This window comes from Streptomyces sp. NPDC030809 (assembly GCF_055572195.1).
On record NZ_JBVIDV010000016.1, the window covers coordinates 175,295 to 197,311 of the forward strand.

Consider the following 22,017-nt stretch of genomic DNA (forward strand, 5'->3'; position numbering starts at 1 on the left):
GGGCTGTGGGGGTCGGAGGGGGTGGAGGGCCGGAGGGCCGGAGGGGCCGGAGCCGGGGGCTCAGGCCGAGGTGCGGCCGCGGCGCAGCATCGCGAAGCCGAGCCCGGCCGCTCCGGCGGCCGCCATGCCGCCGCCCGCCGCGAGCAGCAGCACTCCGCCGCCCGGGCGGTCCGCGATCGCGTCGAGCCGCAGGGCGTCCACGGTGCCGGGGGCCTGCGCACGGACCTCGCGGCCGTCCGTACCGTCCCGGCCGTCTGCTCCGGTGGCGCCGGTACGGCGGGCGGTCTTGTACCCGTCCTGCACCGGGATGCCCGTCTGCGCATCGGCGGCGTTCACCCAGGAGGACAGCCGGCCGTCGGGCCCGAGCGCCACGTGCAGCCCGCCCTCGCCGCTGCCGAAGCCCGCGGTGGCGGCGCGGCCGCCCGCGGCCGTCAGGGTGGATCCGGTGCCGTCGGCCGCGACCACGTCGGCCTCGTACGCCCCGCCCACCCGGTAGACGTGCGCGGTGGACCGGCCGTCGGCGAGCGCGAGGGTCTTGACCAGGGTCCGCGACCCGGCCGGGGCCTGCGGTACGGGCTCGGCGGACGCGGCGGCGGAACCGAAGGCGGGCACGCAGCCGAGCACCGCGCCGACGACGGCGGCACGGACCAGCAGGGCGCGGCGGCGGAAGAGAGTGCGCACGGCAGCGGTCCTTTCACAGACGGAGGGGAGGCCCTTGCGAGCCGACGCCGCCAAGCTAGCCGCGCGCCGTTGCAGCCGACCGGCTGCTGTGTAACAGCCGCCCATAGCGATCCGCGCGGTGTCGTTACACACCCCACATCCCGGGGGCTCAGCCCCCGGGACCCTGCGCCTCGATCGCCGGCGGGGCTTGAGTTTGCCCGGTCTGGTGTGGACGGTGCGGTCCGGGGTGGTGGGGAGGGTGTGGTCCGGGGGTGGTGTCGGGGGCTCTGCCCCCGGGCCCCCGCGCCTCAATCGCCGGCGGGGCTTGAGTTTGCCCCGTCCGCGGTGACGGCCGGTCGGGGGAGGCAAATGTCGGCCCGTTCGCGGTGACGGCCGGTCGGGGGGTAAATGTCGGCCCCCGTGCGCGGTGGGGACTCTGGTCCGGGGGCGGGATCTGCCTGTCCGCGGTGGGCATTCGGATCGGCGGGGCGAGGTTCAGCCCGTCCGGCGTTTGAGGACCGGGGTCCGGGGCGGAGCCCCGGGGTGTGCAGCCTCGCCGGCGTTTGAGGCGCGGGGTCCGGGGCGGAGCCCCGTCCGTGCGACCCGCGCGGGGTCCGGGGCGGAGCCACGGTTTCGGGAAGGGGCGGGTATGGGGACGAGCAACGCCCGCCCGACCCCATCCCGTCGCGAATATTGCCCCCCGCCCCCACGCCTGCTCCCATGAGACGGCGGGTACGGCTACGCAAGGGCGGACCCCGGCTCCGCAGCCGGACCGGACGCGCCGGAGAGCCGCTGACCACCGGGACCGGCAAAGGCAGGGGGACGGGCAATGCGCACACTCAGGGTGACACCGGCCGGCACCCGCGCCACCCCCGCCCGCCTCTACGTGACCCGCCCCGACGGCCGCACCCTCGCCTGGTACGACCGCGACACCTCCCGCATCAGCCTCCTCGCGGAGCAGGACGCCGAGGCCGTGCTCGGCGCCCTGCGCCCGTACCTCACCGGCACCTGGACCATGGGCCCGCCCCCCGTGCCCACCGCCGCCGAGCTCGCCCGCCTCGCCCTGCACCCGGACGACGACCTCGCCCCGAACCGCCCGGGCGAGCTGCTGCTCGGCGCCCTCGAACACGGCCCGGCGGGCACCCGCACCCGCCAGCGGCTGCGGCTGCGTGCCCTGCTCCAGGCCCAGCAGCGGTTCGGGACCGAGCTGGACACCCTGGAGGGGGCGGGCTGGCGGGTGCTGCACGCGGTCGCGCTGCCCGGCACCGCCGTCATCGACCACCTGCTCATCGGACCCGGCGGGGTGCTGGCCGTACTGACCGCGACCGCCCGCCGCAAGCGCGCCGGCGTCGGCGAGCTGCTGCTGACCGTGGGCCGCGGCGAACCCGGCCCGGAGCCCCGCCGGGCCCGGCAGGCCGCCGACCGGGCCGGGTACGCGCTGGCCACCGCGGTGGTCCCGGCCCTGGCCGTGATCGACGCGGCCGAGGTGGCCGTCGCACCCACCCAGCGCGAGGTCCGGGTCCTGCGCGAGGGGGCGGCCGTCGCCCTGGCCGGGCTCGGCGGGGTCCTCAAACCGGCCGAGATCGACTCCCTGTACGCCACGGCCCGCAACCGCCACACGTGGACCCGCTGCTGAAGCAACCGCAACCCGCCACGGGATCCGCGCGTCAGCGCTCAGCCGTCAGCCGTCAGCCGTCAGCCGTCAGCCGCCACGTGCGCCCGTCGCCCGCCTCCGCTGCCCGGCACCGTCGCCCCGCCACCTGCCACCCGCCACCCGTCGGCCGCCACCCGCCACCCGTCGGCCGCCGCCGCCGCCGGTCACCTGCCGCCGGCCGGCCGTCACCCCCAGCCCGTGACCCGCCGCCCGCCACCCGCCGCCGGCAGCCCGTCCCCGCCGGCCCCCACCCGCCCCCTCACCCCTCGCCACGGACCCGCAGCACCTCCGGCGGCGGATGGCGGGCCGTGGTGTGCCGGACCTCGACCGTCAGCGGCGGATCGAGCAGGTGGTACGGCACCTCGCCCAGCCCGATGGCCGTCACGGTCCCCCCGGCGCCCGCAGCAGCGCCCGCACCGGCCCCCGCACTCGCCGCCCCCGCACCGGCCCCCGCCCCCGCCACCACCTCCGCGACCTCCGCCCGCAGCGCGGGCGACAGCGGGCTCGACACCACCGGCGTGTCGTCCCCCGGCAGCACCAGCACCAGGCCCGCCGGCCGCCGGGCCGTCCCCGTCCAGCCGATCGCCGCCGCGTCCGTCGTGTCCGTGTGCCGCAGCTTCTGCCAGCCCCGCCGCCCCGCCGGATACGGCTGGTCCAGCCGCTTGATGACCAGGCCCTCGATCCCGCTCGCGGGCAGGGTCTCGTACCAGGTGGCGGCCAGTTCCGGGTCCGTGGTCATCGGTACGGGCTGCAGCGGCGGACCCAGGGGCAGCAGCAGGTCCACCAGCAGGCTCCGGCGGCGCTCGTACGGCCGCGACCGCAGGTCCAGCCCGGCCAGGCTGAGCACGTCGAACGCCGCGTACGAGGCCGGCAGGGTCTGGGCGAGCACCGCCGCCCTGGCCGCCGTGGCCGCCGCCCGCCGCTGCACCAGCGCGAAGTCCGTACGCCCCGCGTGCCACACCACCACCTCGCCGTCGAGCGTGGTCTCCGCCGGCAACTGCCGGGCCGCCGCCACCAGATCGGGGAAGGCGCTCGTGACGATCCGCCCCGACCGGGCCTGGAGCACCACCTCGGTCAGGGTCCGGTGCACCACCAGCCGGTGCCCGTCGAACTTCGGCTCGTACGCCAGTCCGTCCCCCCGCGGCAGGGTCCGCACCGGCTCCGCCAGCGCCACCCGGATCACGGCCGGCCCCCGCCCGGAGCGGGCAGCGGCCGGGCCCGCTCCGGGTCGGCCAGCGGGGCGAACAGGTCCCCGTCCCGCGCCAGCCGCGCCTGCACGTCCGGCGCCAGGAAGACCAGCCGGTCCGGGCTGCGGCAGTCGGCCACCTCGGCCCAGGACACCGGGGCCGACACGGACGGCAGCGGCCGGGCCCGCAGGGTGTAGGGCGCGGCAGTGGTCTTCGCGGCCGCGTTCTGGCTGTGGTCCACGAACACCTTCCCGGGCCGCAGCGCCTTCGCCATGCGGTGCACGACCAGCTCGGGCAGCTCCCGTTCCGCCTCCTGCGCGAGCGCCTTCGCGTACGCGGAGACCTGCGCGGACGGGGTCGGCTCCAGGGGCACGGAGAGGTGCAGCCCCTTGGACCCGGAGGTCTTCGCGTACGCCTCCAGCCCGTCGGCGGCCAGCCGCTCCCGCAGCCAGAGGGCCGCCGCACAGCACTCGACCACGGTGGCGGGCGGGCCCGGGTCCAGGTCGAGGACCAGGCGGTCGGCAACGGCCGGGCTCTGCGCCCGCCACTGGTGGACGTGGAACTCGACCACCAGGTTCGCCGCCCAGATCAGGCTCGCGAGGTCGCAGACCAGCACCTGCCGGGCCCGGCTGTCCTCGGAGCGCGGCACGGCGGCCGTGCTCACCCAGTCGGGCGTGCCGGGCGGCGGATTCTTCGTGAAGAACCGCTGCCCCTCCACCCCGTCCGGATAGCGCAGGAAGGAGACCGGCCGGTCGCGCACGTGCGCCAGCATCGCCCCGGCGACCGTGGCGTAGTAGTGCAGCACCTCGCCCTTGGTGAAGCCGGTCTCCGGGTAGAGGACCTTCTCCAGATTGCTGAGCGCGAGGCGACGCCCCTCCACCTGTGTGATCGGCGTCATACGATGAGACTGCCACGGGGGGCGACAAAGGGCACGAACGGCGCGAAAGGACCCCCCGCCGTGCGATCCATCTGGAACGGTGCGATCTCCTTCGGCTTGGTCAGCATCCCGATCAAGCTCGTGAACGCCACCGAGAACCACTCGATCTCCTTCCGCCAGATCCACAAGGCCGACGGCGGCCGGATCCGCTACCGCAAGGTGTGCGAGCTCGACGGCGAGGAACTGGCCGCCGCCGACATCGGCAAGGGGTACGAGGAGGCGGACGGATCGGTCATCCCGATCACGGACGAGGACCTGGCCGCCCTGCCGCTGCCGACGGCGAAGACGATCGAGATCGTGGCCTTCGTGCCGGCCGCCGAGATCGACCCGCTCCAGATGGACGCCGCGTACTACCTGGCGGCGAACGGGGCCGCGGCCGCCAAGCCGTACGTCCTCCTGCGCGAGGCGCTCAAACGCAGCCGGAAGGTGGCCATCGCGAAGTTCGCCCTGCGGGGGCGGGAGCGGCTCGGCATGCTCCGGGTCGTGGACGATGTGATCGCCATGCACGGACTGCTGTGGCCGGACGAGATCCGCACCCCGGAAGGGGTGGCCCCGGAGGTGGCGGTCACCGTCCGCGATGCCGAACTCGACCTGGCCGACGCCCTGATGGCCACCCTCGGCACGGTGGACATCGGCGAGCTCCACGACGACTACCGCGCGGCGGTCGAGGCCCTGATCGCGTCCAAGTCGGCCGGCGAGACGCCGGCTGCGGCGGCCGCGGCGGAACCCGGCGGCCAGGTGATCGACCTGATGGCGGCTCTGGAGCGCAGCGTGCGCGAGGCGAAAGCGGCGCGCGGGGAGGAGGGCGGGGCGGGGGAGCCGGGGGAGTCCGGGCAGGAGGCGGCGGCCGCGGCCGGTGCGGAGGAGAGCGGTGCGGGGGCGGGCGCCAAGGTGACGCCGCTGCGGCCGGCGGCGGGCGGCGGCACGCCCAAGCCGGTGGGCGGGAAGAAGTCCACGGCGGCCGCAGCGGGCAAGCCTGCGGCGGCGACGGCGAGGAAGTCGACCGCGAAGACGGCGAAGACCGCGAAGACGGCGACGGCGGCGAAGAGCACCAGGACCGCGAAGACGGCCAAGCCCGCCCAGGACGTGAAGGCCGTCAAGGCCGTCAAGGCCGTCAAGAGTGCGAAGTCCGCGGGAGCCGGGACGGCGGGGGCGGGGGCAGCGGGGGCGGCGGGGGCGGCGGCGGGTGGGAAGCCGGCGGCGAAGACGGCCGCCGCCAAGACCGCGGCGAAGAAGACGGCGAAGAAGGCGGCCGGAGGCCGGGGCCGGGCATCCGCCTGAGGGCCGGGGGCCGGGCCGGGGCCGGGACACGGCGGAGGGACACGGCGGAGGGGTCCGGGAACCTACGGGGTTCCCGGACCCCTCCGCTGCCTGAAGGCACGAAGCCGGGGCTGGGGCACGCATTCATCCGGTCAGGCGGGTTTCATCCGTCCGCCGGTGCCCGGTTGGCCGAACCGGCGTCGCGCGGTCTCCTCCTTGGCGGCCGTGGCGGCCGTGGCGGACGGCTGCTGCTCCTCGGGGTGGGCGCTCCGGGAGCCGAAGTTGCCGTACCCCTGGAGCTCGTGCGGCCGCAGGCCGCCTTCCGGGATGTCCACGTACTCCCGGTCCTCACAGATCTCTGCCTGGCCGGATGCGGGGAGCCGGGGCTGGCTCTCCGGAGACGGGGGAGCCGGTTCGCGGTCCCGTACGCGCTGGCCCAGCCAGAAGGCCAGCATCAGGAAGGCCACGACGGCGATCCCCACGACCAGGAACCACACGATGTCCACGAATGTGTCCATACGATGAAAATACCCCCAAACGGCTGCTCGTACGCGTACGCGTCCGCGAACGTCGAGATCAGGCCAGCGCGGCCGGGCCGGGTGAAGACGGCCGGTGCACAGGGCATACATCCCGCATGCATCCCGGGACGGACCGGCACGGACACGCGAGTGCACCGAGACCGAGGGGGTCGCGGCGGAAATGAAGTGGCTCCTGCGCCCGGTGCCGGCCCCGCCCGCCCCGCCCGCCGTGGAGATCGGCACCGTCCCCGCCCTGGCCCCGGCCTTCCAGGACCGCAAACGTTTGCGCGTTCGCATCGGCCCGGACGTGCCCACGCTGGTCCTCGCGGGCCGGGGCGGGGTCGGCAAGTCCCAACTGGCCGCCGCCTACGCGCACCAGGCGCGGGAGGCCGGCTGCGAGGTGGTGGTGTGGGTGGACGCCGCCGGTGCCGCGGAGGTCCCCGCCCGTTACGCCGAGGCCGCCCGCCGGGTCGAGGCCCCGGGTGCGGAGGGGCTCGACGCCGAACAGGACGCCCGCGCCTTCCTCGACTGGCTGGCCACCACCCCGCGCAGCTGGCTCGTCGTCCTCGACGACCTCAGCGATCCCGACACCCTGGCCCGCTGGTGGCCCCCGGCGTCCCGCAGCGGCACGGGCCGCGTGCTGGCCACCACCCGCCGCCGCCACGCCGCCCTCGCGGCGGTGGGCCGCGGCGCCGTGGACACGGTGCCCGTGGACGTCTACACGCCCGCCGAGGCTGTCTCCTACCTCCGCACCCGCCTCACCGCCGCCGCCCGCCCCCACCTCCTGGACGACCAGGTCACCCCCCTGGCCGAACACCTCTCCCGCCACCCCCTGGCCCTCTCCCACGCGGCCTCCTACATGATCAACGTAGAAGCCACCTGCACGGAGTACCTGTCCCTCCTCGGCCCCCCACCCCCGGACCCCGGCCCGCCCCTGGCGACCGGCCCCGGGGGTCCGGGCCCCGCCGGCCCCCCACGGCCGGACGGCGCGCCCGCACGCACCCCGCTCCCTCCGCAGACTCCGGCCCCCGGCCTCCCCCCGGGCCGGACCCCGCCCCCCGCAGCCGCCCCCGGGCAGCCGGGCCCGGCACCCGGATCGGCCCCGGCCCCGGCGCGCCCGCCGGACCCGCGCCCGGCGGACCGGCAGCCGGGGCGAGGCCCCGTCTCCCCGGGGGCGGGGTCTGCGGCCGCGCCTGGTTCGCCGGAAGAGGTGCGGGGGGTGCCGGGGGAGTCTGGCGGTGGCCCGGGCGGGCCGGGTTTGGAGCCTGGTCCGGCAGGCGGACCTGCTTCGGGTTCGGCGGGTCGGCCTGAGTCGGCCCCTGCGCCTGGCCTTTCGGGTCGGCCGGGGTGGGGGTCCAAGTGGTCTGCGGCCGCGCCTGGTTCGCCGGAAGGGGTGCGGGGGGTGGCGCCGGAGGCAGGGGGGCGGAGCCGGCACGAGCCGGGGCCGGCACCCGGATCGGCCTCGGGTCCGGCGGCCCTGCCCGAGCCGGGTCCCGTGGGGCCGCCGGAGGTGCGACCCGCGGATCCGCGCGGGCCGGGCTCTGCGTCCGGTTTAGCGTCAGGTCCCGTTTCACGTACGCCACTTGGCGCGGCCTCGGGTCCGGCCTCGGGTCCGGCCTCGGGTGCGGCGGGTCTGTCCGGGGCGGGCTCTGCCCGGTGGTCGGGGCCGGGGCCTGTGGACCCTCCAGGGTCGTGGGACGCGGATACGCCCGGTTCGCCGGGAGAAGCGCAGGGGTTCCGGCTGCGGGCCGGCCCGGGGGACCCGGGCAGGGCGGCCCCGTACGGTCTCACGGAGTCGACGGGACCGGCGCGGGAGCGGGAGTTGCCGCCGCAGCAGGCCGAGCGGCGGGTGTCGGGGCCCGTCCTCCCCTCTCCCCCCGGTCCCACCGACCGGCCGGAACCACTCGCATCAGGCCTCCGTGCACCTGCCCGGCAAGGTACGCCTGCGGAACCCGGGGCCGACGTGTGTGCAGCGGCCGCGTCGGACCTCGCGCGACCGCCCGAAGCCGACCTCAGGGCCGCCGCCGAGACGGCTCCGGCGGTCCGTGCGCGAGCGGAAAGACCGGAGGGGGATTCTGCCGGGGCATCCCCGTCGGCCCCGGCGTCCCGGGCCGTCCCCGCCCATCCCCACCCGGGTGCCCCGCCTGAGGCCGAACGGACCGGCTCCGCGCAGGCGGGGCCCGCTCAACCCGCCGGCTCGTCCGTGCGGCTCCCGACCGACCCGCTCGCCGCGGGCCGGTCCCGTCCGCCCCTGCCGCCTGCTGGAAGTCGCACCCTGCCCGCTCCTGCCGCGCAGCCGCCTTCCGGCCGACCCCCGCAGGCCGACACGTATCCGCGGCATCTTTCTGCATCGCCGCCGCCGCTGGGTCCGCCCGGTTCCTTCGGCGGGTGCGAGCAGGTCATGCCCACTGCCGGGCCGGCTGAGCCGGCGGTGTGGGGTCCCCGAGGTGGGCCTGCGGTGGGACCGGCCGGTTCTTACGGCGAGTGCGAACCGGCGCGGCCCGCTGCCGTGTGGGAGGACCTGCCGAATGGCCCGGCGCGGCCCGCTGCCGTGGGGGAGGACCTGCCGAATGGCCCGGTGCGGTCCGCTGCCGTGTGGGAGGACCTGCCGAACGCCCCCGCCCGGCCCGCCGCCGTGCAGGAGGACCCGGCCGCGGGGGGTTCCTCTGATCGGCCTCCGGCGGGCCCGGCCGGTCCCCTCGCCGAGCGCGGATCCCGCCCGTCCGCTCCCGGCCGCCCCGACACACCTGCGCTGCCGGGGGGCTCCGGCTCGCCCCTGCCGGGAGCGGCCGACCCGTTCGGCCCGGGCGCAGCCGTTCCCCCCGCACTTCCCTTGCCGGTTCCGCCCCCGACTGGCCCGTTCGGCCAGCCTGATCCGCCCAGCCCGCCCGCCCCGCCCGGCCCGCCTGGCCCGCCCAGCCCGCCCAGCGCGCCCAGCGCGCCCAGCGCGCCTGGCCCGCCCAGCCAGCCTGGTCCGCCCAGCCCGCCCAGCCCGATCAGCCCGCCTGGTCCGTTCGGCCCGCCTGGCCCGCCCGGCGGAGCCGAGGCCGACATATCCGCCCCCGACGCCGGTGGCCGGCCCGACGCCGTTCCCCTCGAAGGCGACGGGAGCAAGAGCGGCCGGGCTCTCGGTGCCGCCTGCCCCGGACTGGCCCCCGATCACGGCCGGGAACGTGCCTCCGAGCCGCGCCCGGGACACGATCGGGACCAGGTCCCGGGCCCGGAGGCGGTGCGGGCCGCATCCCACGACGCAGGGGACCCCTCCGACGCCGACCCCTGCCCCCCTCGCGAACAAGAGCCAGGCCGCGGCCCCGTCCCCGCCCGCCCGGCCCGCGCCGGCGACGACGACGTCCGCGACTACGAGCCCGTCGTCGACGACCGCTGCGCCCCCGGCCAGAGCGCCGAGCCCACTCCGGACCACAGCCCCACCCCCGACCACCGTCCGGCCACGGCGTCCGGCCCGGCCCCCGACCACCGTCCGGCCACGGCGTCCGGCCCGGCCTCCGGCCAACGCCCGGCCGAGGCGTCGGGTCCTGGTGTCATTCCGTCCGGTCTCGCGCCGGAGCAGGGCCCGCCGTCGGCGCCCGGCCCGGCCCCCGGCCCGTCCGGCCCTGCTCCCGGCCACAGTTCGGTCGCAGCGCCGGCCCCCGGCGACGGCGGGCCCGACCCCACCCCCGACCATGCGGCCCCGGCGCCCGCTCCTGCCCCCGGCCCGGGCCCGGGCTCGGTGTCGGGCGCTGCCGATGGTCTGTCCGGTGCCGTCCCCGGCCGGGGCTCGGCCGCTCTGTCCGGTCCTGCTGTGGGTTCGTCCGGTGTGGCCCCGGAGCAGGGCCGGGGCCTTGGGCCGGGTGTCGGCCCGTCCGGTGCCGCCCCCGGCCCGGGCTCGGCCGGGGTGTCCGGTCCTGTCGTGGGTTCGTCCGGTGTGGCCCCGGAGCAGGGCCGGGGCCTGGGTCGGGGTGTCGGCCCGTCCGGTGCCGCTCCCGGCCGGGGCTCGGCCGGGGTGTCCGGTCCTGTCGTGGGTTCGTCCGGTGTGGCCCCGGAGCAGGGCCGGGGCCTTGGGCCGGGTGTCGGCCCGTCCGGTCCCGCTCCCGGCCGGGGCTCGGCCGGGGTGTCCGGTCCTGTCGTGGGTTCGTCCGGTGTGGCCCCGGAGCAGGGCCGGGCCCTGGATCCGGGTGTCGGCCCGTCCGGTGCCGCTCCCGGCCCGGGCCCGGCCGCGCTGTCCGGTCCTGCTGTGGGTCCGTCCAGTGTGGCCCCGGAGCAGGGCCCGGTCCTGGGCCGTGGTGCCGGTCCGTCCGGTCCCGCTCCGGGCCGGGGCTCGTCGTCGGTGTCCGGCCCTGCTCCCGGCTCGGGCCCGGGCGCGGTGTCGGGCGCTGCCGATGGTCTGTCCGGTGCAGCCCCCGGCCCGGGTCCGGCCGCGGTGGCCGATGGTGTCGTCGGTTTGCCCGGTGTGGCCCCGGAGCAGGGCCCGGCCCGGGGCCGTGGTGCCGGTCCGTCCGGTCCCGCTCCGGGCCGGGGCCCGGCGTCGGGGTCCGGGCCTGTTGCCGGTGCGTTCCGCACGGGCTCGGACCCGGGCCCGGCCGCGCTGTCCGGTCCGGCCGTGGGTCCGGGCGCTTCCGCCTCCGACCAGGGCCCGGCCTCGGCGTCCGGCTCCGCTGCCGGGGCGTCAGGCCTTAGCCCCGAGCAGAGTCCGCGCACGGCCCCCGACCCCGCTGCCGGTCGGCCCGGTCCGGCCTCCGGCCACCGGGCTCCGGCGCCCGCCCCGGGGCACGATGTGGGCCTGGCCGCCTCCGCCCCCGACCCCGCCCCCGTTCCCCGTCCAGCCGACGCCGTTCGGGAGCGCGTCCACGCCCCCGACCCCGCCCCCGTTCCCCGTCCAGCCGACGCCGTTCGGGAGCGCGTCCACGCCCCCGGCCCCGGGCCGGGCCCCCGCTCCGCCCGCGCCCGAGCCCGTACCCGCCCCGGCGCTCCCGCCCCCGCCGCGCGGCCCGTCGCCGCCGCGTTGCGGTTGGCGATGGCGGCGGCGCAGGAGTGTGATCCGGTCGGGCTGGCCGTGCCCGCGCTGCGGCTCGCGGCCGTGCTCGACCCCGCCGGGCATCCGCCCGAGCTGTGGACGGGTGCGGCCGTGGTCCGTTACCTCGGCGAGGCCTCCGGCACCCCCGTTGACGCGGGCCAGGCGCGGGCCGCCGTACGGCTGTTGCACCGGTACGGGATCCTCTCGGTCGAACACCGGGCCGGCCCGCGGGCCGTACGCATGCACCCGCTCACCGCCCGGGCCGCCCGTAGGGCCACACCCGAGGCGGCCCGCCCCGCCGTCCTGATCGCGGCGGCGGACGCCGTACTGGACCTGTGGCCGCAGGAGCCCCGGCTCGACGGCCGGGTGAACGGCACCGGCACCGGCACCGCCCCCCACCCGTACGGCGCACTGCGCGCCAACACCTGGGTCCTCGCCGCCCACCCCTCCGGCGCGCTGTGGTCCCACGGGGTCCACCGGGTGCTGCCCCGGGCCGGCCGCAGCCTGCTCGACGACGGGCTGCACGGGGCGGCGATCGACTACTGGCAGTTCATGGGAGCCCGCGCCGAGGAGGTGCTCGGACCCGAACACCACGACACCCTCGCGCTGCGCGCCGGCCTGGCCGTCTGCTACTCACGGGCCGGTTTCCACGCCGCCGCGGTCGACCTCAAGGAGCAGGTGCTGGCCGACCGCATCCGGCTGTTCGGGCCGGACGAGCCGGAATCCCTCGCGGCCCGCGCCGACCTGGCCGCCACCTACCTGGACCTCAACCGGTTCTCCGAGGGCATCGCCCTCCTGGAGGAGGTGGTGACGGCCCACGAGCAGACCCACGGCCCCGGCCACCCCCGCACCCTCGCCGCGCAGGCCGACCTCGCGGCCTCCCTGGCCGCGTCCGGCCGCCCGGAGGACGCCCTCGCCCTGGAGGAGGAGATCCACGACACCCACGAGGAGCTCCGCGGCCGCGACCACCCGGACACCCTCGCCGCGGCCGCCCGGCTCGCGGCCGCGTACTGGTCCGCGGGCCGGCCGGCCGCCGCGATCGCCCTGGAGGAACGCGTGGCCGCAGCCCGCACCCGGGTCCTGGGGTCCGAACACCCCGACGCCCTCAAGGCCCGCGCCGGGCTGGCGCGTTCCTACTGGTCGCAGGGCCGCCGCGAGGAGGCGGTCGCCCTCCTGAGGGAGGTGGCGGACACCCGCGAACGCACCCTCGGCCCCGACCACCCCGCCACCACCCGCAGCCGCACCCTCCTGGCCGCCTGGACCACCCGAACCCCCCGCCGCTGGTGGCGCCGCCGCACCTGAGTTGCACCCGTCCGGCGTGGCGGACGGCGGTCCGGGCGCCCGAGCTGTGCAGGTCCCGGGTAGGCGGACGGCGGTCCGGGCGCCTGAGCTGTGCAGGTCCCGGGTAGGCGGACGGCGGTCCGGGCGCCTGAGCTCCACCCGCCCGGGGCGCGCGGCCGACCGTACGAGCACGTGCAGCCGAACGCTTCGGGGCGCGGCTGAACGGAGCACCTGGCGAAGCCTGTTCCCCACGTACGGCCGAACGGCAAGCAGCCCGGGGACGGTTCGAGACACCGAGTCGAACAAGCAACTAGTCAAGGCAAGTTGGAGACACAGGAGGTCGGACGAACGGCCCGGCGAGCCTGCCGTGCGCGTCTGCCCGCCCCCTGCCCCGCCCTTCACGCGACGGCCGGACCCCCGTACGCAGAGCTGCCCTTGGGCATCGGCCCTACGACCACCGCCCAAGCGCACCGTGCCCGACCCGCACCGTGCCCGACCCGCACATGCCCCGCCGGGCAGGCGCCCCGCCGGGCAGGCGCCCCGCCCAGGGCCGCCCCGCCTGGCCGGACCTGCTCCGCCCCGCCCAGGGCCGCCCGGCCGGAAACGCTCGGCCCACCCAGGGGCCCCGGACGCCCGGTCCACCCACGGACGCTCCGTCCAGGCCACGGCCGCTCGTCCAGGCCACGGACGCCCCGTCCAGGCCGGGGACGCCCCGTCCAGGCCACGGACGCCCCGTCCAGGCCACGGACGCCCCGTCCAGGCCGGGGACGCTCAGTCCCCGGCCGTCAGGCTGCTCAGGATCTCCGCGCAGATCGCCATCGCCGTCTCCGCCGGGTTGCGGGCACCCAGGTCGAGGCCGATCGGGCCGTGGATCCGGTCCAGGAGCTCCTCGGCGACGTCCGCCGCCAGCAGGCCGTCCCGCCGCCGCGCCTGCGTCTTGCGCGAGCCGAGCGCACCGACGTACGGGGTCCCGCCCCGCAGCGCCGTCCGCAGCGTCGGCACGTCGAACTCCGGGTCGTGGCTGAGCATCACCAGGCACTCCGACCCCCGCCCGGCCCCCAGCAGCTTCACCGCTTCCGCCGCGTCCAGCGTGGTCGCTGCCTGCCACCCCAGCAGCCGCGCCTGTGCCTCGATCAGACCGGCCAGCTCACCGCGCCCGCCGATCACCAGGAACGGGTCCGCCGGCAGCGCCTCGATCAGCACCAGCCCCTGGTCCCCGTCCCCGCACTGCGCGTCGCGCCCGGCCCGGTGGCGCCCGAGGAGTTCCAGCGCCCGCTGCTCCGCCTCCGACTGCGCGGCCCGGCCCGGCCGTACGACCGTGCTGACGACCTGCCGGCCCGGCTCGTCCAGCCGGGACACGAGCGCCGCCCCGGCGCCCTCGCCGAGCAGCGCCCACCACTCCGCCGGTACGGACTCCAGCGGCTGCAGCAGGATCTCGGCCTGCCCGCCGCAGGTCAGCCCGGCCGCCTCGGCCTCGCTCCCGTGCACGGACACCTCGCACACCCGCGCGCTGTCCCCGGCCGGCACCGCGGCCGCCTCGGCCACCAGTTGCGCGTCGAACACCCCGCGGTACAGACTGCCCGCGCAGGCACCGCGCGGATCGACCAGCACGGCCCCTCCCGGCTCCCGCGGCCCGAACCCCTGCTCGGTGACGGGCCGGGCCAGGAAGGCCCCCCGCCCCTCGCCCGTCCACTGCCGCGCCGTCTCCACGAGCTCCCGCATCACGCGCCGCCCTCCTGACAGAAGAACCTGGTCGTCCCGACCCTATGCCCGCATCCGGGCACGGCGGCCGCTTCGCCGCCAGGTCCATGGGATCGCCCAACCCCTCTCGTCGGATGATCCACCCACGGGTCCGGCCCGCCGCCCCGGAGGGGACGACGGGCCGGTCACGCGTACGACAGGGAGCCCGGTCCAGTCCAGTTCAGTCCAGCCCAGCCCGGCCCAGCTCACGGCCGCTATCACGGCCACGGCCACGGCCACGGCCACGGCCGGGCCCGCGGCCTCAGGCCCCCACGGTGATCTGCTGCGAGGGATCCGTCGTGTCGGTCACCAGGTACGCGGCGGTGAAGGAGGACGCGGTCGCGCTGGTCGGGCACCCGAAGCCGCCGACCACCTTGACCGGTACGGACGCGCCCGCGAACGCCAGCGAGGACGGAGCCCCGTTCGTCCAGGTGCCGGTGGCCGCCGCCGGACCGGTCGGGGCCGCCGTCACCGTACAGCTGGCCAGTCCGCTCGTACGGACGACCAGACCGCCCGTCGGCACCGTCATGGTGGCCGCGACCGGGGCGCCGTTCTGCATCGAGACCGACCAGGTGCCGCTGGTGGTCACGGTGGCCGAGACCCCCGGCATGCTCGTCGTACAGGAGGTGAACGTCGGCGCCGAGAGGGTGTTGGCGACCGGGCCGGCCGCATTGTGGTTGGCGGGTGCCTGCGGCACCGAGCCGGTGGCGGCCGAGACGGAGCACGTCACCGTGACGGAGCCGGCCTTCAGCGTCGCCTTCCCGGTGAGCGTGGCCTTGTAGGCGTGGCCGGCGGGGGTGACGGTGGTCGAGCCCGCGAGCGGGCTCTGCGCGGCGGCGGTCCCGGCCAGACCGCCGAGGGCCAGCCCGGCGGCGGCGAGCGCGGCCAGGGCCAGGCGCGTACGGGGCGCCGAGGGGGCGTGCGTGAGGGGCGTACGGGTCAACGGAGTGCGGGCACGTGCGGTCATGACGGTTCTCCTCGAAGAGGTGGGGGAGCGGGCGCGGCCGTGGGGAGCGGGCGCCAGGCGAACATCAGACCGCCGCCGACGATGCCGAGGACGGTCCCGATCAGGAAGCCGCCCAGGTTCGACAGGACGAGGGCGGCGCAGGCGAGCAGGGCGGTCACGATGCCCGCCAGGGAGCGGTGGTGCGGGGCGAACCAGCCCGCGAGACCCATCACGATCATGATGGCCGCCATCAGGACGGACGGGATGCCCGCGACGCCCTGGTGGAGCATGACCTTGAGCGGGGCCAGGGGCAGGACGGCGATCTCCAGGCCGGCGAGGACGGTGAGCAGCCCGCCCCAGAAGGGCCGGCTGCGGCGCCACCGCCGCCAGCCGCGGGCGGCCGCGCCGGGAACGGACCGCAGCCGCTGCGGCTGCTGCGGCAGCCGTGGTCCCGGCCGTCGCCCCCGCGGTCGCCACCGCCGTCGCGAGGTCCCGGCCCCGGCCCCGGCGCCCGCCCGGGCGGTCAGAAGCATTCCTTCTTGCCCTTGGCGACGGTCATGTTGAGGCCGCTCAGCTTGAACGTTCCGGCATTGGTGGCCCAGGCCGTCTGGTGCAGGCGGGTGATCGACACCTCGTCGGCCTGCTGCCCGAAGAGGTCCTGCATGCCCTGGGCGTCCGTCGGCCCCTTGTCGAGGGTGGACGCGTCCCGGCCGATCTCGATGTTCCGGAACAGGGCGTCGCCCGAGAGCTGGGTCGCGTCCACGAACAGGTCACTGGCCTCGACGGGCGCCTTGCGGCCCGCGCTGAGGTTGAGGGAGATGTCCCCGATCACGGGGAGGGTGGTGACCACCGACTGGCACAGGTTGTGCAGCTCGGCCTTCTTGATGGCGGTCACGGCGACCGGGATGAGCTCCTCCCGGGCATTGGCGTCGATGCTCCCGTACTGGGCGAACCCCGAGCCGGTGAGGCTGTCCGCCGACACCTTGAACTGCTGCCCGGAGACGGCGAACGAGGCGGCGAGCGCACCGTTGGCGAGGGCGATGCCCAGCGCGGCGGTCACGGCGAGCGCGGGCATGGTGAGCACGGCGAACCGCCGCCAACGGACCCTCCCGACCACGTCCGCGACGGACGCGGCGAGGTCTGGCTCGGCGACGGTTTCCGGGGCGGCCCCCGGCGCGGTTTCCGGCGCGGCTCCGGGGTCGGGTTCTCTTTCGGGCGGTAACTGGGCTTCCTGCATGGCGACATGTCCCTTGCCGAAGGCTTCGAGGCGGTCGAAGCGAGGTCGGAGCGGAGTTCACGTACGACGAGCAGCGTGCGGAGCGACGAGCGGCGAACTACGAGCGGCGAACTACGAGTGGCGCGTGGTGCATGGCGCGTGGCGCAAAGGCCGGGCGGCGAGGCGGGACGAGCGGGGTCGGGCACACCGCCGCAGTCGGCCGGTCGGCCGGTCGGTAAGTCGGCGGTCGGCCAGTCGGCGGTCGGCCGCCGAACCCCTCGCCCGGCATCCACCCGCCTCCAACCCCAACACCCCCAACAGCCCAACACCCGCCCGGTTACCGACGAGTTGGCGCGTTGACGAGTTGAACGTATGAGTGCCAATGACGGTTGGCAAGGTTGTCGGAACGGCCGCTTTCGGCCTACTCCGGGTCCGCCTCGCCACCACTCAACGGCCGCAGCAGCAACTCCAGTTCGGCGGTGGCCCGGGCCGCCATGGCCCGCGCGAACTCGGCCGTCACCACCTCGGCCGCCAGCGGCCGCAGCGCCGCGACGGCCTCGGCCACCTCCTCCAGCCGCCCCGCGGACAGCCCTTCGAGCCCCGCGCTGCCGATCACGTACCGCCGGAACAGCCCCACGAACCGGTCCGCCACCGCAGCCGCCTCACGCTGCAGGAACTCCCCGGCGTCCAGGATCTCCGAGACCGGAACCCCCTGCCGCGCCAGCGCGACCGTCGCCTCCAGCAGCCGCGCACTGCGATGCGTCACCGTGTCCCCGTCCACGGTCAGGTACCCGAGCTCCACGGCCCGCCGCGCGTCCTCCGCCGTGCTCCCGGGCCCGAAGAGCTCCCGCAGCTCGGACACCGGCATGCTGACCGGATCCTCCCGCTGCCAGTCCCGCGTCATGGCGCGTTCCAGCCCCAGCAGCGGGCCGATCCCCCCGCCGCGCTCCCACGCCTGGAGCAGCTCCCCGATCGCATTGACGGTGTACCCGCGGCCCAGCAGGTCGTCGATCAGCCGCAGCCGCGCGAGGTGGTCCTCGGAGTACCAGGCGACCCGGCCCTCCCGCCGCGGCGCCGGCAGCAGCCCGCGCTCCTGGTAGTACCGGAGGTTCCGTTCCTTCACCCCGGCGGCCTCGGCCACTTCCCCCCGCCGGTACCACCGCCCGCCGGCCGCCCCCGACTCCCCACCCGCCATGCCCATCCGCGCGAGTCTAGAGCGTTACCAGCCGGTCACCCGGCCCGGAAGGAAACCGGGACCCGGGGGGTTACCCGTGGGCACTCTCGGTCTGCGCCGCCCGCTTCTCCCGCTCCATGAGCCGCCGTACGAGCCGGATCAGCTCGGCGGGCTCGAAGGGCTTGGCGAGGAACGCGTCGACCCCGGCGGCGACCCCGCTCTCCACCTCGTACTGGGTGCAGGCGCTCACGATCGCGACCGGCAGATGGCTGGTCCGCGGATCCGACCGCAGCCGGGCCGCGGTCCCGAGCCCGTCCAGCCGTGGCATGACCACGTCGAGGGTCACGACGTCCGGACGCACCTCGTGCACCACGTCCAGACACTCGGCACCATCGCTCGCGGTCACGACCTCGAAGCCCTCCAGCTCGAGGTTGACCCTGATCAGCTGCCGGATGACCTTGTTGTCGTCGACAACAAGCACCCGGCCAGACGCGCCTGGCACAACTCGAGAGTAGGTGCGCCCCCGCCCCCGCGTCCGGGTTTTCCCCACTTCCACCCCCTCCGGGCGACCCCGCCCCCCACTCCCTCCCAAACCCGTTCCTGATCACCCCCCAGAAGCTGGTAGGGTTCTACCCGTCGCCGCAAGACGAACGACACGCCCCCGTAGCTCAGGGGATAGAGCAACGGCCTCCGGAGCCGTGTGCGCAGGTTCGAATCCTGCCGGGGGCACTTCGCAGGAAGTGCCTAAAGACCCCGCCACCAGCAGAAACGCTGGGGACGGGGTCTTCGCGTATGTGCAGCCGGGTGCCACCGTAGGCTGCGGTGTGACAGCCCCTGCGGCCTATACGCGGGATGGGCCGCACCGCATCCGCCCAGCTCAGCCCGGGAAAACGAGAAGGCCCCCGGGACGCTCCCAGGGGCCGTGACGTCGTCGCCACCACAAGATCACTCGTGGCTTAGGCGAAGATCACTCGTACTCGTTCAGTAGGTCCTCGATCCGCCGGTTCGCCACCTCCTGCCGACCGTCGAGACACTTCGCGTACCGGCTCAGCAGCACCTCCACACTGTTGCCGGCACGCTCGGCCACCTCGGTCGGATCCACCCCCGCGTTCAGCCACGTGGACAGCGCCGAGTGCCGCAGGTCGTATGGCCGGTGCGCGAGCGGCGAGGCCACCGTCGAGGGCGGCAGGGCCAGGACCCGGGCCTCCTGCCACGCCCGGTAATAGGTCGAGGAGGACACCACGCCGCCACCCTCGCTGAAGAACAGCCGGCCGTCCGAAGCGGTCCCGAACGTCTCCAGGTGCTCGCGGAGCACGGACACCAGCTGCGGCGGCACGGGCACCCGACGCACGTCGGCGACGGGGCGGTTCTTGAGGCCGCGGTCGTCGTGGCTCTGCCCCGAGTCCGTCCACCGCTTCCCGACGCTCGGACGGGTCCTGTGAACCAGTACCTCGCCCCAGCCGGAGGTGGGCAGCGTGAGATCGGATTCGGCCAGGCCGACCGCCTCGGCGGGCCGGAGGCCGGCGAAGTACATGACCGCAAACAGGCCCACGAGGCGCCGGCCGCGGGCCCGCCGGTAGCCGCCGACGTACGAGACGGCGTGCAGGAGGGAACGCGCCTGCACCGGGTTGGCGACGACGCGCGGGTCCACCTCGTTCGCGATCTTCGGCTTCTGCCAGCGCACCCCGGCCAACGGGTTGTCCTTGAACTCGCCGCAGTCCACGGCGTAGTGGAGCGCGTTGACGAGCGTGCGCCGCTTGCGCTGCACGGTCTCGGCCGCGGCGGTGGTCCCGTCCAGTTTGATCTTCAGGGAGTCCAGAACCATCCGGGCATTCACCGGGTCGGCCAGGTCCGTCAGCGGCCGCGATGCCTTGGCCACCCAGTGCAGCGCCTCGGCGACGTCGAGCGGGAGCTCACTTTCGTCAGGCCTCGGCAGCACGAAGGCCCAGTTCCGCAGGGACCACCGCAGGAGACGCGCGTCAGGCCGGCCGCGCCGGTCGGCGAGCAGAGCCACCGTGACGGACGCCAAGGACTCGTTGATCCCGTCGCGGGTGTCCGGCGCCGCGTGCGGCCACTTCATCGCGAGGTACCGCAGGGCGAAGGCGTACCAGGTCAGCGCCGACTTCTTCTCGGCCATCGAGTCCGGGAACCCGGTGTCGGTGTCGAACTCCTCGCCATCGCGCGCGGCCCGCAGGAGCTTCGACCGAAGGCTGTCAGCGAGCGCCTTGGTCCGGCGCGTCCGCGAGAAGGGAGCACCGGCCACTTTCCACCGCACCTCGTACGACGGGCGAGCACCCGGCTTGACGCGGATCGCCCAGATCCGCACATCGGTGGTCTTCACGCGGCAGCCCCTTCCCGGGACCGCAGCCAGGCGTGGAAGTCGGAACGCCAGAACCGCAGCTCACCGTTCGGCAGCGTGAAGGCCTTTGGTGCCTTGCCCAGCTCCCGCCACCGGTAGAAGGTCAGCCGCGAGATCCCCTTCAGCTCGGAAAGGACCTCTGCCGTCGTCATCAATTCGTCCTTCACGCCGTGCCCCCTTCCTGGTCGAGTAGGTCTTTCATGGCTTCGCGTGCGGTCTGGCGGTTGAGCTGGATGTCCCGGGCGATGGTGGCGGCGAGGACCGACTCCCCGGGGGTGTGGCCGTGGCCGGCGTACTGCCAGGAGGCGAGGACGAGGACGGTGTCCGGCTCGGCGTCGCAGGTGTGCTGTTCCTGGGCGGCCCGGTAGTCGGCGCGGGTCTGGCGGAGGGCACCGAGGGTGGTGGAGTACTGGCGGGACTTGGTGGAGAAGTGGCCGCGGAAGCCGAGCATGTGCGACCAGGCGGCGAGGCGGCGGTCCGGGTAGAGCGCGTCCAGGTCGAGGCAGGCCTCGATGAGGCGGGCGGTGTGGTCGGGGACATCGAGGAGGACCAGTGCCTCGCGGTTGCCGATGGGTCGGTCGAGGGTGCCGGTGTTCTCGGCTGCCTTGGTGGCGTACTTGGCGACGTAGGAGGCGACGGCCTGTTCGGTGATGTCGGAGCCGTCGCCGAAGGCCTTGAGGGGCCGGATGTCGAGCTGGGAGCCCCAGCGCAGGACGCGGGTGGACTGGTCGCCGGCGGCCGGGATCGTGAGGGCCGTGTACGTGTGGGCGACGGCGGCCCGATCGCTTCGGTGAGCAGGTGGGTGCTGGCCCAGTAGGGCGGCGGAGTAACAGCACCGCCCGGCCCGTCCAGTCGGATCACGGCGTGAAAGTGGATCGCACCGCGCTTCTGGAACTCGGCCACCTTCCCGAAGGAGATGCGTGCATCCTCCTTGAGTTCGCGTCCCTGGTCTTCCGCCGCACCCCGACAGGCGGCACGGAACGCACCTCCGACGAGTCCACAGCCGTTGCCTGGCTCACCCCCGACGAAGTCGCAGAGCGCATGGCCGAGGTCTTCGCGGTGCGCCTACTGGACGCGCTGGATGGAGCCGGGCCCCACGTACGGAGCCACGACGGGCGCCGGCTCATCCAGGCCAGCTAGGGATCCAGGCCGACTTTCGAGCTGATCTCAGGCGCCCTTCCAGGCCTGGCGGTGCCGGGCCACGGCGTAGATCTGTTCCACCTGCCGGGCGTCGAGCACTCCGTTGACGTGGGCGAGGGCTGCGAGGGTGCGTTCGTCGTAGACCCGCACCTTCTGCTGGGGCGAGGCGAGTTCGACCGCTGCCGGCTGGACGAAGACGAGCAGGGGGTTCACGGCGACCGAGAACCCGCAGTGCGCGGACAGGACCTTTGCCGCCCGCTCGGACTCCCGACGGGCCTTCCGGGGGATGGGGTACCCCGGCCCGTGATCCACTGAGATGACGTCGTCGCCGACCCAGACGCTCCGTCCGCGGAAGTTCTTGGTGTTGAGGGTGAACACTCCGCCGGGCCCGATCAGCAGGTGATCGATGTCGTGCTTCGGAGGTAACGGGACCGAGTGCAGCACCTGCCAGCCGTGCCCGAGGAAGCGCCGCAGCTCCTTCCCGACCTTCCGCTCAACTTCTAGCCCCTTGCGCCAGCTCTCCAATTTGGGAGGACGTCGGAGCATCGCATCCAGGAGCCGCCGAGCCGGCCCTGGCCCCTCGGCATCCAACTTGTCCTTGAGCATGGCCCCGGGCCGGTTGCGGGCCAAGTCGTCCTCGGCAGCCAGGGGCGGCAGCGCGAGCAGTGACGAGGGTCGGGGCGGAGGCGGTGTCTGCGGCCGTGGCGGCGTCGATGCCGGCCGAGGCGGAGAGGCGGGCGGGGGAGGAGACCCAGACGGAGGCTTCACAACCTTCCCAGCAGAGCTGTGGCCGTTCGGCCGAGCCTCATCCGGCGGCACGTACTGCGCAAGCGCCTTGAGCACCTGAGCCTTCAACTCCGGCCGGATCAACTCCAGATGCCCACTGACCTGGTCGAACCACGCCACCAGACTCCCATTCGAGTCATTGACGTAC

General features: G+C 75.6%; 16 protein-coding genes, 1 tRNA gene and 3 pseudogenes. 6 read left to right on the forward strand and 14 right to left on the reverse strand.

Annotated elements, in window-relative coordinates; all coding sequences use genetic code 11:
* Positions 1 to 60 precede the first annotated feature (60 nt).
* Positions 61 to 681 (reverse strand): hypothetical protein, encoded by a 621-nt coding sequence (locus tag ACZ407_RS22095; protein WP_468130725.1) that lies wholly within the window; start codon positions 679 to 681, stop codon positions 61 to 63.
* A gap of 808 nt (positions 682 to 1,489) precedes the next feature.
* On the opposite strand from ACZ407_RS22095, the gene ACZ407_RS22100 reads away from it, so the two are divergent.
* On the forward strand, positions 1,490 to 2,296 hold the full coding sequence (locus ACZ407_RS22100; RefSeq protein WP_468130727.1) for a nuclease-related domain-containing protein: 807 nt from the start codon (positions 1,490 to 1,492) through the stop codon (positions 2,294 to 2,296).
* Positions 2,297 to 2,573: 277 nt separating this feature from the next.
* Here ACZ407_RS22100 and ACZ407_RS22105 read toward each other — a convergent pair whose 3' ends face one another.
* Positions 2,574 to 3,494: an ATP-dependent DNA ligase gene (locus tag ACZ407_RS22105; RefSeq protein WP_468130792.1), complete on the reverse strand. Its 921-nt coding sequence runs from the start codon at positions 3,492 to 3,494 to the stop codon at positions 2,574 to 2,576.
* The gene (gene ligD / locus ACZ407_RS22110) at positions 3,494 to 4,399 is read right to left on the reverse strand and encodes a non-homologous end-joining DNA ligase (RefSeq protein ID WP_468130729.1); all 906 of its coding nucleotides are present in this window, start codon (positions 4,397 to 4,399) and stop codon (positions 3,494 to 3,496) included. Before ligD ends, ACZ407_RS22105 begins: the two co-directional genes overlap by 1 nt.
* A 60-nt stretch (positions 4,400 to 4,459) precedes the next feature.
* Between ligD and ku the strand changes: the two genes are divergently transcribed.
* A complete protein-coding gene (gene ku, locus ACZ407_RS22115; protein ID WP_468130731.1) occupies positions 4,460 to 5,719 on the forward strand; it encodes a non-homologous end joining protein Ku in 1,260 nt (419 codons plus the stop codon).
* A gap of 131 nt (positions 5,720 to 5,850) precedes the next feature.
* On the opposite strand, the gene ACZ407_RS22120 is transcribed toward ku, so the two are convergent.
* Positions 5,851 to 6,216 (reverse strand): DUF6479 family protein, encoded by a 366-nt coding sequence (locus ACZ407_RS22120; RefSeq protein WP_468130733.1) that lies wholly within the window; start codon positions 6,214 to 6,216, stop codon positions 5,851 to 5,853.
* 181 nt (positions 6,217 to 6,397) lie between these two features.
* Here ACZ407_RS22120 and ACZ407_RS22125 point away from each other — a divergent pair.
* Both ACZ407_RS22125 and ACZ407_RS22130 read left to right on the forward strand, forming a co-directional pair.
* Positions 6,398 to 6,883: pseudogene (locus ACZ407_RS22125) on the forward strand (NB-ARC domain-containing protein); the annotation flags it as partial.
* A gap of 4,344 nt (positions 6,884 to 11,227) precedes the next feature.
* Complete coding sequence (locus tag ACZ407_RS22130; protein ID WP_468130794.1) at positions 11,228 to 12,529, forward strand: tetratricopeptide repeat protein; 1,302 nt, start codon at positions 11,228 to 11,230, stop codon at positions 12,527 to 12,529.
* Positions 12,530 to 13,279: 750 nt separating this feature from the next.
* On the opposite strand, the gene ACZ407_RS22135 is transcribed toward ACZ407_RS22130, so the two are convergent.
* From ACZ407_RS22135 to ACZ407_RS22160, 6 genes are all read right to left on the reverse strand, one after another.
* Entirely contained in the window at positions 13,280 to 14,230 is a 951-nt protein-coding gene (locus ACZ407_RS22135) for an XdhC family protein (RefSeq protein ID WP_468130796.1), read from the reverse strand.
* Positions 14,231 to 14,510: 280 nt separating this feature from the next.
* Complete coding sequence (locus tag ACZ407_RS22140) at positions 14,511 to 15,215, reverse strand: hypothetical protein (RefSeq protein WP_468130734.1); 705 nt, start codon at positions 15,213 to 15,215, stop codon at positions 14,511 to 14,513.
* The gene (locus tag ACZ407_RS22145; RefSeq protein ID WP_468130735.1) at positions 15,212 to 15,727 is read right to left on the reverse strand and encodes a DUF6114 domain-containing protein; all 516 of its coding nucleotides are present in this window, start codon (positions 15,725 to 15,727) and stop codon (positions 15,212 to 15,214) included. Before ACZ407_RS22145 ends, ACZ407_RS22140 begins: the two co-directional genes overlap by 4 nt.
* Positions 15,718 to 16,269: a DUF6230 family protein gene (locus ACZ407_RS22150; protein WP_468130798.1), complete on the reverse strand. Its 552-nt coding sequence runs from the start codon at positions 16,267 to 16,269 to the stop codon at positions 15,718 to 15,720. Before ACZ407_RS22150 ends, ACZ407_RS22145 begins: the two co-directional genes overlap by 10 nt.
* A 562-nt stretch (positions 16,270 to 16,831) precedes the next feature.
* On the reverse strand, positions 16,832 to 17,611 hold the full coding sequence (locus ACZ407_RS22155; RefSeq protein WP_468130736.1) for a MerR family transcriptional regulator: 780 nt from the start codon (positions 17,609 to 17,611) through the stop codon (positions 16,832 to 16,834).
* 64 nt (positions 17,612 to 17,675) lie between these two features.
* Entirely contained in the window at positions 17,676 to 18,140 is a 465-nt protein-coding gene (locus tag ACZ407_RS22160) for a response regulator (protein WP_468130737.1), read from the reverse strand.
* A gap of 101 nt (positions 18,141 to 18,241) precedes the next feature.
* Here ACZ407_RS22160 and ACZ407_RS22165 point away from each other — a divergent pair.
* A tRNA-Arg gene (locus tag ACZ407_RS22165) sits at positions 18,242 to 18,313 on the forward strand.
* A gap of 238 nt (positions 18,314 to 18,551) precedes the next feature.
* Here ACZ407_RS22165 and ACZ407_RS22170 read toward each other — a convergent pair.
* The 3 genes and pseudogenes from ACZ407_RS22170 to ACZ407_RS22180 form a co-directional block, all read right to left on the reverse strand.
* The gene (locus ACZ407_RS22170; RefSeq protein WP_468130738.1) at positions 18,552 to 19,925 is read right to left on the reverse strand and encodes a tyrosine-type recombinase/integrase; all 1,374 of its coding nucleotides are present in this window, start codon (positions 19,923 to 19,925) and stop codon (positions 18,552 to 18,554) included.
* Positions 19,922 to 20,095 carry a helix-turn-helix transcriptional regulator gene (locus ACZ407_RS22175; protein WP_468130739.1) on the reverse strand — a complete coding sequence of 58 codons (174 nt, stop codon included), beginning with the start codon at positions 20,093 to 20,095 and terminating at the stop codon, positions 19,922 to 19,924. The genes ACZ407_RS22170 and ACZ407_RS22175 overlap by 4 nt, the downstream gene beginning before the upstream one ends.
* Before the next feature lie 11 nt (positions 20,096 to 20,106).
* Positions 20,107 to 20,885: pseudogene (locus ACZ407_RS22180) on the reverse strand (replication initiator); the annotation flags it as partial.
* Here ACZ407_RS22180 and ACZ407_RS22185 point away from each other — a divergent pair.
* Positions 20,886 to 21,083: pseudogene (locus ACZ407_RS22185) on the forward strand (NUDIX hydrolase); the annotation flags it as partial.
* Between the two features lie 27 nt (positions 21,084 to 21,110).
* Here ACZ407_RS22185 and ACZ407_RS22190 read toward each other — a convergent pair.
* A complete protein-coding gene (locus ACZ407_RS22190) occupies positions 21,111 to 21,608 on the reverse strand; it encodes a nuclease-related domain-containing protein (RefSeq protein WP_468130740.1) in 498 nt (165 codons plus the stop codon).
* Positions 21,609 to 22,017 lie beyond the last annotated feature (409 nt).